The organism is Micromonospora vulcania, from assembly GCF_042658605.1.
Taxonomy (GTDB): Bacteria; Actinomycetota; Actinomycetes; order Mycobacteriales; family Micromonosporaceae; genus Micromonospora; species Micromonospora vulcania.
This window is the reverse complement of record NZ_JBHSQS010000007.1, coordinates 75,761-90,971: the sequence shown is the minus strand read 5'-3', so window position 1 is coordinate 90,971 and position 15,211 is coordinate 75,761. Positions and strand designations below refer to the sequence as shown.

The window sequence follows — 15,211 nt, the reverse complement described above, 5'->3', positions numbered from 1 at the left end:
GCGCCCGCTCAGCGGAACAGCACCGGCCGGTTCCCCCGCGCGCCAACCAGGTGGTTTCGAACGTTGATGTCCTCGATCCAGTCGGTCACCAGCAGGCCCCGGGTGGTCAGGTCGGTCATCACCCCATTGCGCCAGAGGAACGGGTGCCACTGGTCGACGGTGCTGCTGTACCCCACCACCACGCCCCGATCGTTGATCGCGGTGGCCCGGCTCCAGTCGCCGCCGAGGGTACCCAGGTCGGTCAGCGTCCCGTTGCGCCAGCGGAACGCCCGCCCGTTCGCCGCGCCCACCACCTGGCCCCGGTTGTTGATCCCGACGGCCTCGCTGCCGATCTGGGTGAGCGCCCCGTCGTGCAGCAGGCCGCCGACGCAGGTGCAGGGGTAGTCCTGCGGCGGGACGTTGAACCCGCCCACCACGTCACCCCGATTGTTGAGGTCGCTGGTGAACTCGTAGAAGTACTCCCGGCCCAGGTCGGTGAAGACGCCGTTGCGCCACAGGAACCGGTGCGGCATGTCGCCGCCCGGTTCGCTGGTGCCGAGCACCTGTCGCCGGTCGTTGACGCCGATCGCCACGCTGTTCTCGCCGCCCAGGGTGCCCAGGTCGATGAGCCGACCGTCGCGCCAGAGCACCGCGCGGGTCAGGTAGTCCGCGCCGTACGAGGTGATCGCCACGTCCCCGAACTCGTTGACGTCCACGGCGGCGGAATTCGTGTCGCCGGGCAACACCCCGAGGTCGGTGATGACGCCGCGACGCCAGAGCACGGCGTGGCGGGAACCGTCGGCGACAGTGCTCCAACCGACGATGTCGCCACGGTCGTTCATCGCCGTCGCGGCGCCGTCCCCGCCACTCAGGGCGCCCAGGTCGACGACCCGGTAGGTGCGCGGGGACGCGGCGGCGGGGGCGGGGGCAGCGGTGGTCAGCGCGACGACGGTCGCCGCCGCGGCAGTCAGCAGGGCGCGCGGGGACACCATGAACCTCAAGGGGACGCTCCTCGGCTCGGAGCGGCGAGGGCCCGGCAGACGGGCGCGGCCGGCCACCACCACTGCGCGTTCGATCGGTCACGCACAGTAGATACGGCACCGTTACGGCACGCCAGCGACCGAACGGCCATCGATACCTGGGCGTCCGGTGGTGGAGGCGAGGTCGGTCAGGGGCCGTGCGGCAGCGGCTGCGCCAGCGCTCGCAGGTCCGCCGGCAGTTGGGACATCGCGTCCTCGAACTCCCGATGCCCGACGACCCGGTGCATCGTCTGGAGCACTGCCCGCGCTCCCCGTTCAGCGGCGGGACGGTCCGTTCCGGCGCGGTCCGCCACCCGGCGCAGGAACTCGTCGTAGCCGAACGCCTCCGGCGGCTCGACGGCCTTGACCAACAGCGGACTCAACTCGTCGGCCACGTGGGGTGCCAGCGCGGCGGCCTCGCCGCCGCTCAGCCGTTCGGTGAGGGTCCGCAGGACGGCCTCGATCAACGAACGCGCCTGCGCCGGTGGGACACCCGCCCGTGCGGCAACCTTGTCGACGAACGCCAGCTCGGCCATTGCCCCGCCCTTCCCGTTCCGGAGACGCGTGGCTACCCGGGCCCACCGGCGGCAAACCCGGCACCGATCCCCCGATCTGCGGTTCTCCGGTTGGTCCGCGCGGTGCCGGCACGGTCTCGTACGGTGGGATCGAACGGGGATTCTCGCGGCGGCCCGGCGGTGGCCCACGGCGCAGGAGGAGCAGATGGCGGTCGACCTGCCCGAGGTGATCGACCGATACTTCCAGGCTGCTCAGGCCGACGACCTGGACGCCTTCGTCGCCTGCTTCGCGGACACCGCGAGCGTGGCCGACGAGGACCGGGTGCACGAGGGGCGGCCCGCGATCCGGGCCTGGCGACAGCGGACGATGGCGGACACGTCGTACACGGCCGAGCCCCTGGCGGCCACGCCGCAGGCGGGCGACTCGTACCTGGTGCGCACCCGGGTCTCCGGCAGCTTTCCGGGCAGCCCCATCGAGCTGCGGTACCGGTTCACGCTGCGCGACGACCTCATCGGGGCCCTGAACATCCGCTCGTAGCAGGAGGCAACGTGTCCCGAGTCTGGCTCATCACCGGCAGCTCACGAGGGCTCGGCCGCGCCCTCGCCGAGGCTGTGCTGGCCGACGGTGACCAACTGATCGCCACCGCCCGCAACCAGGCGCAGCTCGACGACCTGACCGACCGGTACGGCGACCAGGTCCGGGCGGTCGCGCTCGACGTCACCGATCCCGCCGCCGGCCGCGCCGCGGTGCGCAGCGCGGTGGACGCGTTCGGAAGCCTGGACATCCTGGTCAACAATGCCGGGTACGCCGACGTCGCCGCGATCGAGGACATGCCGGAGGACGACTTCCGGGCGCAGATCGAGGCCAACTTCTACGGTGTGGTCAACCTGAGCCGGGCCGCCCTGCCGGTGATGCGGGAGCAGGGGCGGGGGCACATCGTCCAGATCTCCAGCGTCGGTAGCCGGGTGGCCAGCACCGGTCTGGGCGCGTACCAGTCCGCCAAGTGGGCGGTCGCCGGATTCTCGGCGGTCCTCGCCAAGGAGGTCGCGACCTTCGGGATCCGGATCACCAGCGTCGAGCCGGGCGCGCTACGGACCGACTGGGCCGGTTCCTCGATGCAGATGCTCCCGGTCAGCGAGCCGTACCGGCCGGTCATCGAACCAGCCCGCGAACGACTGCGCGGGGCCAACGGCAGCCAGCCGGGCGATCCGGTCCGGGCCGCCCAGGCGATCATCCGAATCACCCGGGTCGACGATCCGCCCGGCCGGCTGCTGCTCGGCTCTGACGCCGTGGCGGGCGCCGGGGCTGCCGCCGAGGCTCTCGCCACGTCGGACGCCCGGTGGCGCGAGCTGAGCGAGTCCATCGGCTTCGACGCGGCCTCCTGACCGGACGACCCCGATCACCGCCGAACGGACGACACGGTCAGTGAGCCCGCAGGTGACATGATGTGCCGGCACGGCTGTCGCTTCGAGGAAGGGTGCTGCTGCCCTGATGCCGGACACCATGGCGTACCAGGTGGCGACCGACCTGCGGGCGCTGCGCGCCTTCGTCAGCGCCCGGGCCCTGGCCCGGGGTATGCCACCGCACCGGGTGGAGTTGCTGGCGCTGGCGGTCAGCGAGTTGGCCACCAACACGTTGCAACACGCCACCGGCGGGGGCCGGGTCCACCTGTGGGCCGAGGCGGACCAGCTGATCTGCGACGTCATCGATCAGGGAGCGGGGCGGGCCTTCGGCCGGGACATGCCGGCGGCCGACGCCGCGCGGGGGCGGGGCCTGGCCATCGTCGAGCAGATCTGCGACGAGGTCGCCGTGCTCGACGGGCCGGAGGAGACCGTGGTACGGATCCGGCTGGGCCTGTAGAACCCGGCCGGGGGTGATCGAGCTTGCGGCCACCGGGCCGATCCGCACCCGTTCGAGCCGCGCCGGCTGCCACAATGCGGTAGCACCGACGGACGTGGCACCGGGCGGACGGATCAGGAGGACGGCACCATGCCGGACAGCGAACGCGAGGCGGAGTTGCTCGACGCCGAGCGCACTCTGCAGGCCGCGCAGCGGGCCGGGGACGTGGCGGCCCTCGACCAGTTGCTCGTCGACCAGCTGATCGCCATCGGCCCGGACGGCGGCAAACACACCAAGCGGGACGACCTGGCCGCGCACCGGGACCGGACCTCGGTCATCGACGAGCTGGTCGAGGAGGAGCTGGACCTGCTCGTCGTCGGGTCGACCGGGGTGACGTTCTTCCTGGGCCGGGTCACCGGGGTGTTCGATGGCGCGGCGTTCTCGGCGCGGCTGCGCTACACCCGCACCTGGGTGCACGACGACCCGCATGGCTGGCGGATTCTCGCCGCGCACATCAGCCCGGTCTGAGCGGGCCGGCCGTCGGGCGCGAGCGGCTCAGTCGAGCAGGCCCTGCTCGTCGAGGAAGGCGTACCAGCGGTCGGCGGCGGGGGTCAGCTCGGCGTACCCCGGGCCGAGCAGGTAGTAGTGCACGAACGAGGCCAGGTCGGGGGCGATCTCCTCGAAGGTGTCGGACATCGCCCACTCGGTGCCGGTCGGCGGGAAGTACCAGATGGCGCCGGTGCCGCGCTCCAGGAAGATCGGCTCGTCGCTGCGGGTGCCGATCACCAACCAACCCGCCCGGTCCGCCGGGATGGGTGACCAGTCCGGTGCGGAGTCGAGGTAGTACTGGATGTCGGCGAGGGTCGAGGTGGACCGCAACTCGATCCGCCCGGCACGCAGCCCGTCGGCGACCAGCAGGAGGTCCCGCAGTCCGGTCGGGGTGCCGGCCGGCACGGCCTCGGCGGCCGCGCCGTCGCCGAACTGGGCGTACCCCAGGCTCGCCGGTTGGTCCTCGGCCAGGTCGGCCCGCAGCTCTTCGACGAGCTCGCGCAGCTCGGGGGTCACGCCACCACCTCCAGTCACCGTCGCACCATTGTGGACCTTGATGGCCACCGCGCGATCGCCCGGCCGACACTATGGCGCGGGTACCCGCTGCACCGTCACCTCGACCGGGCCGATGCGCAGTACACCGTCGTTGAGCGGCGTGCAGCGGATGCCGCCCGTGGTGCGCAGCGCCTTCCACGCCCCCGGGCCCACCGTGACGTCCATCCACGCGCACGGCCGGGCCGCCCGATTGACCCGCAGGCTGACCGGGCCGTCGCCGGAGTCCAGGACCAGCACCTTGCCGATCAACTCGTCGACGGCGATGCCGGTGGTGAGCACGTTGCGCCGGACCTGCGCCAGGCCGACACCGGGTGGCAACGACTCCTGGGCGATCACCGTCACGCTGGCGTCGCGGTGCGCCGGCTGCCCGAAGTACCGGTCGCCGACGATGCCGAGGTCGGCCCGGATCCGCACCACGTCGACCAGTTCCCCGGGCGGGGCCGGCGCCGGACCGTCGGCGGGCCGGCCCAGGAAGCGGTGCACGGGCGAGGCCAGCAACTCGACGATCCGCGACATGGCAGCGATTCTACGAACCGAATGGCACCCTCCGGGCCAGCTCAGCGGCCCGGGCACCGGACAGCGGTGGGGACGGCGGCACGGGTGCCGCCGTCCCCACCCCCACGAGCGTCAGGCCGGCGTACCGGTGACGGTCAGATTTCGTACGCGGCCGACGTTGTCGAACGAGCCGAAGCCCACCCGCCCGGAGCCGAAGGTGGTGTCCTTCGCGGTCAGCAGCGGGTCCTTGTGCCCGTCGACGTACACCGCGATCTCTCCGGTGGCCGGCAGGTGCACGACCCGTACGCGGTGCCAGGCGGCGTCGGTGATCGCCGGGTTGGCCCCACGGGACCGGCCGTTCCACTGGTGGTCGAGGCGTTCCCGGTCGGCGTTGTTGACCTTGAAGATGCCGTTGTGCGGATAGATCGTGTTGTCGGTGGAGAGGTGGGCGTAGTAGAACTCGGTGTCCGAGCGCCAGCCGAAGACGATGATCACGTCCCGGTTGGTGACCTCCACCGGCGTGTCGAGTCGTACCTGTGCCTCGATCTCGACCGACGACCACGCCGGCCCGGCGGTCAGCACGGCGTACTCGAAGGGCCGGCGCGGGCCCGGCCGGCTCTCCCCGGCCTCGGCGAGGATCACCTCGTCGCGGGTGAACTGCCACTTGGCCGGGGTGACCGGCGCCCAGTTCTGCGCCCCGGCGGTGCGGCGCAGGGTGGTGCAGCCGACGTCGCCGCTGGCGAACTCCCGGGTGCCGGTGACCTTCCAGATCTTCCCGTTGGCCTTGGCGACCACATAGAGCTCGCCGGCCGCGTCGGTGCCGAAGCGCAGGTCGACCCGGTTGGGATCGCCCGGAGCGCCGGGGCCGGAGAGGTCGCGCATCCGCACCGGGACGCCCGCGGCGTCGAACAGGGCGAGCTGGTGGATCGGGGCCAGGCCCCGGCCCCGGCGCATCTCGCTGGCCTCGGTGTAGAGGACCTGGCCGTCGACCAGGTCACCGAAGACGTACTTCCCGCGCAGCGCCGGCAGGGCACGTCCCCGGTAGACGAACCCGCCGGCCACCGCGACGCCGACGTCGTCGGTGCAGTTCCAGCCGGCGGCGGGGTCGTGGTCGTACGCGGCGACCGGGTACGTGTAGCCGTACCGGTCGTCGTCGGCGGGCAGCGGGTAGAGCCGGTCGCAGGGGTTGGTGGCCGTCTTGTCGAAGACGAACGAGCCCTCGCGCTCGCTCCAGCCGAAGTTGTCACCGGCGCGGACCTCGTAGATCGCCTCGACGGCGTGCTCGCCGATGTGCCCGAGGTACATCCGCCCGGTCGAGCGGTCCCAGCTGAACCGGTGCGGGTCACGGAAGCCGACCGCGTAGATCTCGCCGAGCGCGCCGGCCTGCCCGACGAACGGGTTCCGGAGTGGGATGCCGTACCGCCCGTTGGCGGAGTTGGTGCCCCGGGGGTCGATCCGCAGCAGCTTGCCGTGCGGCAGGCCCAGGTTCTGCGGGTCGGTGTTGCGGGCGCCCTGGCCGCCGTCGCCGACCGCGAGGTACAGCAGCCCGTAGTCAGCGCCGTGGCGCTTCGCGGTGGGATTGAAGTTGATCTCCTGAATGCCGTGCACCTGACCGCCGAAGCCGATGCGCAGCACCTCCCGCCGGGTGCCGGCGAAGGTGTCGGCGGCCGGGTCGGTCGCCGTCCACTCGGTGATCACACCGTGGTAGATGGTGTTGGGCTGGGCGTAGTCCGGAGTGCTCGTCGCCACCGTCGCCAGCTCGGTGTGGATGGTGTAGAACCGGCCGTTGGTGCCGAACTCCGGGTGGAAGGCCACGTACCCGAAGCCCTGGCCGAGGCCACGGCCGGAGAAGAACTTCGGTGCGAACGTCGTGGCCACGTCCAGGTAGACGTGCGGTACGCCGTCCTCGACCAGGTAGAGGCTGCCGTTCAGGTCCGGCACGGCACGCCGGCCGGAGCCGTCGGGCAGCTCCATGATGGTGTTGATCCGGGCGGTACGCATGAGCCGCTGGTCGGTCGGGGCCGGTGTGGGCTGTGACTGCGGGAAGCTGGCGTACTCGCTGAGGACCAGCCCGATCCGGGACTGGATCGGCATCTCGGGGATCGGGTCGTAGACCGCGCCGGCGGCCTGGGCGGGTGTCGCGACCAGGGTGGACAGGGCCAGCACGACGGCGGTCAGACCGGCCGTCAGCACGGATCTGCGGATGCCGTGGACGCGGTGGTGGAGGGTGCGCACGCGTGTCTCCTTCTCGGTGGAACGGTGCCGAGGGTGGTCAGCGGGCCAGGTGGCGGTACTGCCTCCGTACGTCGCTCGCGGAGACCACGCTGTCGAGGAACATCAGGCCGTCCATGCGGCAGTCGCACGGGTTGCGCTCCAGCGTGTCCTGGGGGAAGCTTCCGCCGATCTTGATGCCCCGGGGGTCGGAGGCGGTCGTCACGTGCGGGCCGGGCCCCGACACGAGCCACGGGTCGTCGGTACGGGTGTAGAAGCCGTCCACCGGTTCGCCGTTGCGGTAGAGGGCGAGAGCGCCGGTGCCGAAGTCGAAGGTGGCGGCGAGGTGCACCCACTCCCCCGCCGGCAACAGGGCCCGCCAGTCCTGGCTGGCGGCGAACGTCTGCGAGTTGCCGCCGTCGAGCCGCCGGCCGAGTGCGACCAGCCGCAACTCACCGTCGACGTCGATCAGCTCCAGCAGGGCCCGGACGCCGTGGCCGTCGGAGTCGCCGGTCAGCACGCCGGCCAGGCCGATCGCGTTGTACCGGTCGGTCGGGTCGGCGGTGGTGGAGTTGGGCAGCGGCGCGTCCATCTGCAGCTTGAACCAACCCATCACGGTGGTGCCCGCGGTGGCGCTGAAGGCGCGCAGGGTACGCACCCCGCTGGCCGACCAGGTGCCGGCCTTCCAGTCGTCGTTGCCGGCCACCGCCGGGTCGATCTGCCGGGTCTGCACGGCGTTGCCGCTGCCCCGGTAGGCGTGGTCCCGTACGCGCATCGCGGCGCCGCCGTTGAGCAACTCGATCTCGGTGCCGGAGCGGCCCTGGTCGCGTTCGAGCGCGGGGTCGCCCGGCACCGGGTGGTCGAAGTCGTAGGCGGCGACCAGGTGCGCCCGCAGGGCCGGGTGGACGTCGGAGGGTTGGTCCCGACCGGCCTGGGCAGGTGGCGCCCCGGTGCCGGTGAGCACGCCGACAGCCAGTAGGGAGACGGTTGCGACGGCGGCTCTCCTGGCCCTGGACATCGCGTTCACCTCATTTCGCGGCACGCCGGTGCCGGTCACGTAAGCGCTTACGTAAGCGCTTCCGTACCCTAAGCTCGGCCCAACGTCACGTGCAATAGATCAGGTGACATGAATGTTTCCGGGGAGTTGCGGATGCCCAGGCCTGGCCAACGGCTGCGCCTCGTGGACGTGGCCGAACGCGCCGGCGTCTCGCTGGCGACCGCGTCCCGCGCCCTCGCCGGCCGCGAGGGCGTCAGCGCCGAGGTGGCCGACCGGGTCCGTCGGGTCGCCCGCGAGCTGGGTTACGTCGCCAACCCGTACGCCCGCACCCTCGCCGGCGGCGCCAGCTCCACCGTGGGTCTGGTCGTCCACCAGGTCGACGACCCCTATTTCTCCGAGATCGCCGGCGGGGTCATCCAGCTCGCCGCCGAGCAGGGGCTGCTGGTGCAGATCTGCCAGTCCGGCCGGGACCCGGCGTACGAGCTGCAACAGCTGCGGCACCTGATCGCCCAGCGGGTCGGCGTCATCCTGATCAGCGGCTCAGGGTACGACGATCCACGGGTGGAGGCCGAGGCCCGGGCCGAGCTGGCGGCGTTCCAGGAGCACGGTGGCCGGGTCGCCGCGATCGGACGCCACGCGCTCGGCGTCGACGCCGTCCTCCCGGACAACGAGGCCGGCGGCCGGGCGCTCGCCCAACACCTGGTGGACCTCGGCCACCGCCGGATCGCGGTCGCCGCCGGCAGCGCCGGGCTCACCACGGTCGCCGACCGACTCGCCGGCGTGTCGACGGCCCTGCGCGAGCGCGGGTTGGCCCCCACCGACCTCGCCGTCGTGCACGGCGACTTCACCCGTGGCGGCGGTCGGGCGGCCACCGAGCAGATCCTGCACGAGCACCCCGAGACGACCGCGATCATCGCGCTCAACGACGCGATGGCGATCGGGGTGCTGTCCACGCTGCGGGCCCGCCGCGTGCCGGTGCCCTCCCGGATGTCGGTCGTCGGCTTCGACGACGTGTCCTTGGCCGCCGACCTCGCGCCCAGCCTCACCACCATCCGGCTGCCGATGACCGAAATGGGCCGCACCGCGCTCACCCTCGCGCTCAAGCCCCGCTCGACGCGTCCCCGCCGCCGCGCCACCGGGCACCTGCTGGTCGTCCGCGACTCGACCGGCCCGGCGCCGGTGGCCTGACTCCCGCCGACAACCGCTGTTCACCCACTGGCAGGTCGGCGGACGGTTCGCGTACCACTCGGTGATCTTGAATCGGTGCGGCCGGCACCACCATCGGGGAGCAGATCATCACCGTCACCTGGCCGTCGCCCCGCGCCGACGTCACCACCGTCCCGTCCGTTGTCCCCGCCGCGCCGACCAGGGAACCACACCAGCCATGGCCGGATCGTGCCCGAGCGGTGGCCCGGCTGGCGCAGTGGACAGGACCAGCACTGGTGGCGGCACTCCTCGGGCTGTGGCGGCTGACCGGACCGGCACTGTGGGCCGACGAGTTGGCCACCTGGGGAGCGGTACGGCTCTCCTGGTCACAGTTGTGGCAGCTCGCCGGGTCGGTGGACGCGGTGCTCACCCCGTACTACGCGGTGCTGAAGCTCTACACCGCCGTGGCGGGCACCTCCACGACTGCGCTGCGGTTGCCCTCGGTCGCCGCGATCGTCGGTGCCACGCTGGTGGTGACCGCACTCGGGCGGCGGGTCAGTGGCCCGTGGACCGGTGTCAGCGCGGGGCTGATCTTCGCCATCCTGCCCGTGACGTCGCGCTACGCACAGGAGTCCCGGTCGTACGCCCTGGTGATCCTCGGTGCCGCGGTGGCACTGCTCGGCCTGGTCCGCCTGCTGGAGAACCCCTCGCCCGGCAGACTCGCCGGTTACAGCGCCGCCACCGCTCTCGTCGGTCTCTTCCACCCGCTCAACGGACTGCTCATGGTCACCGGACACGCCGTCGCGGTCGGTGTCTGGCAGCTCCAACAGCGGACCGGTGGCTGGCGGGCCGCAGCACGATGGATGGTGGCGGCCGGCGTGGGCTCGCTGCCGGCGGTGGCCCTCTCGGTCTGGGGGGCCGGTCAGACCGCCCAGGTCTCCTGGATCCCGTTGGTCGACCTCAGCGCGCTACAGGCGTTCCCGGAACGGCTCTTCCACTCGGCGGCCGTCGGCGGGCTCGTCCTCGCCCTCGCCGTCGTCGGACTGCGCCGCAGTCCGCCGTACGTCTGCCTGGCCGGCGCGGCGTTCGTTCCGTTGGTCCTGCTCCTGCTCGCCGGCACCCAGCTGCACGTCTGGGTGGCCCGATACGTCCTCGTGGTGCTGCCCGCCCTCGCCGTGCTGGCCGCCTCCGCCCTGACCCGCCTCGGCGGCCCCCGTACGCTCATCGTCGTCGGCCTGACCGCCGTGCTGGCCTACCCGGCTCACGTCACCGTCCGCGCCTCGTTCGGCCACACCCAGGACTCGTTCCGCATCGCGACGGTCATCAGCCCGCGTTACCGCCCGGGCGACGTCGTCGTGTTTCCCGACACCCACCCGAGCATCCCCTGGTCGCCGCGGGACATCTATGAGCGGTACCTGCCGGTGCCCCGCCCGGCGGACGTGTTGCGGACGGCGGCCCAGCGCACCGACGGCCGCTTCCTGGCCCGGGAGTGCCCCGACGCCAACTGCCTGGGCAGCCCACCGAGGATCTGGGTGGTCCGCGCGGACAGCTCTGTCGACCCGCTGCGCGACATGGCGCAGGGTAAGCAGCAACGGATCCGGACCGGGTACCGGACCGTGCAGCGCTGGCAGTACCCCCTGCTCGGCATCGCCCTGCTGGAGCGCCTCCCGGCGTGAGCCGCACCGAGGGCACCTAACGCTCAGTGGCCGGGGCTGGTGAGGATGACGAGTTGCTGGGTCGCGCGGGTCATCGCGACGTAGCGGTCGACCGCCCCTTCGATGCCGGTGCCGAACGACTCGGGGTCGACCAGGACGACCAGGTCGAACTCCAGCCCCTTGGACAGCTCCGGGGTCAGCGACCGGACGCGGGACGTCGGCTGGAAGGTGGGATCGCCGATGACGCAGGCGATCCCCTCGGCGTGCGCGGCGAGCCAGGCGTCCAGCACCGAACCCAGATCAACGGCGTTTCCGTGTACGACGGGCACGCCGGTGCCCCGGATCGAGGTCGGCACGTTGGCATCCGGGAGTACGGCCCGGATGACCGGCTCGGCCTCCGTCATGATCTCCTCGGGCGTCCGGTAGTTGATGCTCAGCGAGGCCAACGTGATCCGGTCCAGCCCGATCCGTTCGAGCCGTTCCTGCCACGACTCGGTGAACCCGTGCCGGGCCTGAGCGCGGTCCCCGACGATGGTGAAGCTCCGGGACGGGCAGCGCAGCAGCAACATCTGCCACTCCGCGTCGGTCAACTCCTGCGCCTCGTCGACGACGATGTGCGCGAACGGGCCGGCGAGCAGGTCCGGGTCGCCTCCGGGCGGAGCGGTCTCGTCGGCCAGGGCGGCCTGGACGTCCCGTCGTAGGTTCACCATCGGTTCCCGGCTGTCCTCGGCTTGGAGCAGGTCGTCGACGACCTTGTCCATGTGCGCGCGTTCGGCGGCGACCGCGGCCCGGTGCTGGCGCTGACGTCGGGACGCCTGCGGGTCGCCGAGCCGCTGCCGTGCCGCGTCCAGCAGCGGCAGGTCGGACACCGTCCAGGCCGTGGCGTCCGCGCGTTGGAGCTTGCGCACGTCCGCGGGGCTGAGCCAGGGAGCGCACCTGCGCAGGTAGGCGGGTACCGACCACAGGTCGCCGACGAGGTCCGCCGCTTCGAGCAGCGGCCAGGTGCGGTTGAAGGTCGTCCGCAGTTCCCTGTTCCGCACCAGCGACCCGCGCAGCAGTTGGGCCGGTTCGTCGCCGTCGTACTTGTCGATCAGGATCGTCAGCAGCGCCTCCCAGATCTGGTCGCGCGCCTCGTTGTGCGGGGTGCCGGAGTCGGGCGCGTCCAGGGCCTCGGCCCAGTCGTCGGCGCTCAGCCAGATCTCGGACGACTCGGTCGTGACCGTCATCGGCGTGCTGGGCGGCTCCTCGTAGAACCGGACGGCCGCCTCGATCGCGTTCACCAGGTTCGCCGACGACTTCAGACGGGCGACGTCCGGGTCGGTCTCGACCGTCGCCGTGGCTCCCTCGGGCACGAGGTCGCGCAGGGTGCAGGTCTGCACGTCGTCCTCACCGAGGCTGGGCAGGACGTCGGCGACGTACGCCAAATAGGGCTGGTGCGGACCGACGAACAGCACGCCGCCCCGGCGGTGCCCGAGTCGGGGGTCGGAGTAGAGCAGGTACGCGGTGCGGTGCAGCGCGACGACGGTCTTGCCGGTACCCGGACCGCCGTCGACGACGAGAGCGCCGCGGGATCCCGCCCGGATGATGGCGTCCTGGTCGGCCTGGATGGTGCCGAGCACGTCCCGCATCCGGCCCGACCGGTCGCCGCCCAGGCTGGCGATGAAGGCGGACTGGTCGTCGAGCGCGGCGTGCCCCGCGAACCCGTCCGCGGTGAACACCTCGTCCCAGTAGTCGGAGATCCGGCCGCGGGTCCAGCGGTACCTGCGGCGGCTCGACAGTCCCATCGGGTTGGCGTGGGTCGCGCCGAAGAACGGCTCGGCCGCGGCGGAACGCCAGTCGAGCAACAGCCGCCGGCCCGTGCTGTCCGTGAGGCCCAGCCGTCCGACGTACACGGGCTCGGTATCGTCCGCGCCGACCATCCGCCCGAGGCACAGGTCCACACCGAAGCGGCGCAGCGTACGCAGGCGGGCGGTCAGCCGGTGGATCTCCAGGTCCCGATCCATCACCTGCTGGCCGATGCCACCCGGGGCCCTGCGTTCGGCCGCGAGGCGGTCGGACAGTTCGGCCGACAACTCCTCCAGGCTCTCCGCCAGGGCCGCGAAGTGCTGCTCGTCGAGGGCGATCAGCGCCGGGTCGGCCTTCGCGGCGAGGCGCTCGGGAAGGTCGAACACACTGGTGGTCAGGGGCACGTCGTCAGCTCCGATCCGCGGCTTCGCGCGCACGGCGCTCCTCGCCGGTGAGGGTGGACAGCGGCTTCTCCTTGATGAAGAGCACCGCGAGCACGGCGAGGAACCCGATCGGCGCGGCCACCAGGAACAGGTCCGAGGTCGCCGTACCGTAGATGTCGCGGATCACGGCCAGGACCGGCGCGGGCAGCGTTTCGAGGTCGGGCACCTTGGCGCTGCCACCCCCGGTCGCCGACGTACCGAAATGGTCGACGAAGAGCGAGGTCACCCGGTTGGTGAGCACCGCGCCCAGCGCGCTCACCCCGATCGCGCCGCCCATGCTCCGGAAGAAGGTCAGCGTCGAGGTGGCCGCGCCCAGCTCGGCGGCGGGTACGTCGTTCTGCGCGGCGAGCACGAGGTTCTGCATGAGCATGCCGACCCCGACCCCGAGCACCACCATGTAGATCGCCAGCCGTACCACGCCGGTCCTCGCGTCGATCGTGCTGAGCAACAGGAACCCGCCGGTCATCACGATCGAACCGGCCACCAGGTACGCCTTCCAGCGTCCGAACCGCGTGATGAGTTGTCCGGCGACCGTCGAGGACACCAGCAGACCGAGGATCATCGGCAGGCTCATCAGGCCGGCCACCGTCGGGGACTTGCCGAGCGACACCTGGAAGTACTGGGACAGGAACACCGTGCCGCCGAACAGCGCCACGCCGACCAGCGTGCTGGCCACCACGGTCAGCGTGACCGTACGGTTGCGGAAGATGCCGAGCGGGATGATCGGCTCCGCGACCCGCGACTCGGTCCACACCGCGAGGGCGAGCAGGAGTACGCCCCCGCAGACGAACGCCCCGGTCTGCCACGAGCCCCAGGCGAAGTGGTGACCGGCCAGGCTGGACCAGATCAGCAGCGTACAGACGCCCGCCATGATCAATAGTGCGCCCAGCCAGTCGATCTGCACGGTCCGGCGGACGACCGGCAGGTGCAGCGTCCTCTGCAACAGCGCGATCGCGGCCAACGAGAACGGGACACCGATGAAGAAGCACCAGCGCCAGCCCAGCCACGAGGTGTCCACCAGCACGCCGCCGATCAACGGGCCGGCGATCGTGGCCACGCCGAACACCGCGCCGAAGATGCCGGAGTAGCGGCCCAGCTCACGGGGCGGGATCATCGCGGCCATCACGATCATCGCGAGCGCGCCCATGCCGCCGGCGCCGACGCCCTGTGCGATGCGGCTGATCAGCAGCACCGTGACGTTCGGCGCGAAGCCGGCGATCAGCGAGCCGACCACGAACAGGCTCAGGGAGAGTTGGATCAGCAACTTCTTGCTGTACAGGTCGGCCATCTTGCCCCAGAGCGGCACGGTCGCGGTCATCGACAGCAGTTCGGTGGTGACCACCCAGGTGTAGACCGACTGGGTGCCGCCGAGATCGGCGATGATGCGCGGCAACGCGTTGGAGACGATCGTCGAGGCCAGGATCGTGACGAAGATGCCGAGCATGAGGCCGGACAGCGCCTGGATCACCTCGGCGTGCGACATCCGCCCGGCCTGCTGGGCCGGTACCTCGTCGGGTGCCGCAACGGCCGCCTCGGGGCGTGTCGGCGCGGCAGCCTCGGCGGGTACGGGCACGCCGGCGACGGCCAGGTCGTCCGGTGGGATGGCCCCCGGGGCCCCCGCCGTGGCGGGCTCGGGTTGCACGGTCATCAACTTCTCCTCGGTGGTTCGGTGTGGCCAGGCCGGCGGCGAGCACCTGGTCGGCGAACGAGGCCGCGACGTCGCGCAGCGCGAGGTCACCGTGCCGCGCGTGGCACCCCGTTACGCATGCTGGAGCGCCTGTCGATCGGCGCGCTACCGCCCCGGGTGGGCGATGCCCGCGGACGGTGGCTCCACGCGACGGCATGGGCGGACGGCTCGCGCCGGCCAGTTCGGGACTCCCGTTTCCGCAGGTTATGGCCTTCGGCCGGCAATTCTGCGGCATAACCCGGGTCTTGCCGCAAGGCCCCCCATGCGGTATATGTTAGAAGTGGCAGGGATTGAGTGCTTCCCTCTCCCTCACACTTTGATCATCACCGCGCACA

14 protein-coding genes are annotated in these 15,211 nt (G+C 71.8%); 6 read left to right on the top strand and 8 right to left on the bottom strand.

The window, feature by feature from the left end:
* Positions 1–8 precede the first annotated feature (8 nt).
* Together ACFQGL_RS13540 and ACFQGL_RS13535 are read right to left on the bottom strand one after the other, a co-directional pair.
* Positions 9–971: a hypothetical protein gene (locus ACFQGL_RS13540; protein ID WP_377511634.1), complete on the bottom strand. Its 963-nt coding sequence runs from the start codon at positions 969–971 to the stop codon at positions 9–11.
* A 176-nt stretch (positions 972–1,147) separates the two neighbouring features.
* Positions 1,148–1,534: a DUF2267 domain-containing protein gene (locus tag ACFQGL_RS13535; protein WP_377510902.1), complete on the bottom strand. Its 387-nt coding sequence runs from the start codon at positions 1,532–1,534 to the stop codon at positions 1,148–1,150.
* A 184-nt stretch (positions 1,535–1,718) separates the two neighbouring features.
* Here ACFQGL_RS13535 and ACFQGL_RS13530 point away from each other — a divergent pair, with 184 nt between their 5' ends.
* The 4 genes from ACFQGL_RS13530 (at position 1,719) to ACFQGL_RS13515 (ending at position 3,881) form a co-directional block, all read left to right on the top strand.
* On the top strand, positions 1,719–2,051 hold the full coding sequence (locus ACFQGL_RS13530; RefSeq protein WP_377510899.1) for a nuclear transport factor 2 family protein: 333 nt from the start codon (positions 1,719–1,721) through the stop codon (positions 2,049–2,051).
* An 11-nt stretch (positions 2,052–2,062) separates the two neighbouring features.
* On the top strand, positions 2,063–2,899 hold the full coding sequence (locus tag ACFQGL_RS13525) for an SDR family NAD(P)-dependent oxidoreductase (protein WP_377510896.1): 837 nt from the start codon (positions 2,063–2,065) through the stop codon (positions 2,897–2,899).
* A gap of 106 nt (positions 2,900–3,005) precedes the next feature.
* On the top strand, positions 3,006–3,374 hold the full coding sequence (locus ACFQGL_RS13520; protein WP_377510893.1) for an ATP-binding protein: 369 nt from the start codon (positions 3,006–3,008) through the stop codon (positions 3,372–3,374).
* Between the two features lie 129 nt (positions 3,375–3,503).
* Complete coding sequence (locus ACFQGL_RS13515) at positions 3,504–3,881, top strand: nuclear transport factor 2 family protein (RefSeq protein WP_377510890.1); 378 nt, start codon at positions 3,504–3,506, stop codon at positions 3,879–3,881.
* A gap of 27 nt (positions 3,882–3,908) precedes the next feature.
* Here ACFQGL_RS13515 and ACFQGL_RS13510 read toward each other — a convergent pair whose 3' ends face one another.
* The 4 genes from ACFQGL_RS13510 to ACFQGL_RS13495 all read right to left on the bottom strand — a co-directional run bounded on the left by ACFQGL_RS13510 (position 3,909) and on the right by ACFQGL_RS13495 (position 8,181).
* The gene (locus ACFQGL_RS13510) at positions 3,909–4,418 is read right to left on the bottom strand and encodes a hypothetical protein (protein ID WP_377510887.1); all 510 of its coding nucleotides are present in this window, start codon (positions 4,416–4,418) and stop codon (positions 3,909–3,911) included.
* Positions 4,419–4,487: 69 nt separating this feature from the next.
* Entirely contained in the window at positions 4,488–4,973 is a 486-nt protein-coding gene (locus ACFQGL_RS13505) for a molybdenum cofactor biosysynthesis protein (RefSeq protein WP_377510884.1), read from the bottom strand.
* Between the two features lie 111 nt (positions 4,974–5,084).
* Complete coding sequence (locus tag ACFQGL_RS13500; RefSeq protein WP_377510881.1) at positions 5,085–7,187, bottom strand: PQQ-dependent sugar dehydrogenase; 2,103 nt, start codon at positions 7,185–7,187, stop codon at positions 5,085–5,087.
* A 37-nt stretch (positions 7,188–7,224) separates the two neighbouring features.
* Positions 7,225–8,181 (bottom strand): LamG-like jellyroll fold domain-containing protein, encoded by a 957-nt coding sequence (locus ACFQGL_RS13495; protein ID WP_377510878.1) that lies wholly within the window; start codon positions 8,179–8,181, stop codon positions 7,225–7,227.
* Between the two features lie 132 nt (positions 8,182–8,313).
* Between ACFQGL_RS13495 and ACFQGL_RS13490 the strand changes: the two genes are divergently transcribed.
* Positions 8,314–9,348, top strand: coding sequence for a LacI family DNA-binding transcriptional regulator (locus ACFQGL_RS13490; RefSeq protein ID WP_377510875.1), 1,035 nt, complete (start codon positions 8,314–8,316; stop codon positions 9,346–9,348).
* Between the two features lie 254 nt (positions 9,349–9,602).
* Complete coding sequence (locus tag ACFQGL_RS13485; RefSeq protein WP_377510872.1) at positions 9,603–10,982, top strand: glycosyltransferase family 39 protein; 1,380 nt, start codon at positions 9,603–9,605, stop codon at positions 10,980–10,982.
* Positions 10,983–11,005: 23 nt separating this feature from the next.
* Here ACFQGL_RS13485 and helR read toward each other — a convergent pair whose 3' ends face one another.
* Both helR and ACFQGL_RS13475 read right to left on the bottom strand, forming a co-directional pair.
* Positions 11,006–13,183 carry an RNA polymerase recycling motor ATPase HelR gene (helR, locus tag ACFQGL_RS13480; protein WP_377510869.1) on the bottom strand — a complete coding sequence of 726 codons (2,178 nt, stop codon included), beginning with the start codon at positions 13,181–13,183 and terminating at the stop codon, positions 11,006–11,008.
* Positions 13,155–14,837, bottom strand: a complete 1,683-nt coding sequence (locus ACFQGL_RS13475) for an MDR family MFS transporter (RefSeq protein ID WP_465263526.1) — start codon at positions 14,835–14,837, stop codon at positions 13,155–13,157. The genes helR and ACFQGL_RS13475 overlap by 29 nt, the downstream gene beginning before the upstream one ends.
* Between the last annotated feature and the right edge of the window lie 374 nt (positions 14,838–15,211).

What these genes read in the sequence shown, in the direction of transcription:
- ACFQGL_RS13540 (WP_377511634.1), bottom strand. Translation starts at nt 971, where the DNA reads ATGGTGTCCCCGCGCGCCCTGCTGACTGCCGCGGCGGCGACCGTCGTC.
- ACFQGL_RS13535 (WP_377510902.1), bottom strand. Translation starts at nt 1,534, where the DNA reads ATGGCCGAGCTGGCGTTCGTCGACAAGGTTGCCGCACGGGCGGGTGTC.
- ACFQGL_RS13530 (WP_377510899.1), top strand. Translation starts at nt 1,719, where the DNA reads ATGGCGGTCGACCTGCCCGAGGTGATCGACCGATACTTCCAGGCTGCT.
- ACFQGL_RS13520 (WP_377510893.1), top strand. Translation starts at nt 3,006, where the DNA reads ATGCCGGACACCATGGCGTACCAGGTGGCGACCGACCTGCGGGCGCTG.
- ACFQGL_RS13515 (WP_377510890.1), top strand. Translation starts at nt 3,504, where the DNA reads ATGCCGGACAGCGAACGCGAGGCGGAGTTGCTCGACGCCGAGCGCACT.
- ACFQGL_RS13505 (WP_377510884.1), bottom strand. Translation starts at nt 4,973, where the DNA reads ATGTCGCGGATCGTCGAGTTGCTGGCCTCGCCCGTGCACCGCTTCCTG.
- ACFQGL_RS13495 (WP_377510878.1), bottom strand. Translation starts at nt 8,181, where the DNA reads ATGTCCAGGGCCAGGAGAGCCGCCGTCGCAACCGTCTCCCTACTGGCT.
- ACFQGL_RS13490 (WP_377510875.1), top strand. Translation starts at nt 8,314, where the DNA reads ATGCCCAGGCCTGGCCAACGGCTGCGCCTCGTGGACGTGGCCGAACGC.
- ACFQGL_RS13475 (WP_465263526.1), bottom strand. Translation starts at nt 14,837, where the DNA reads ATGACCGTGCAACCCGAGCCCGCCACGGCGGGGGCCCCGGGGGCCATC.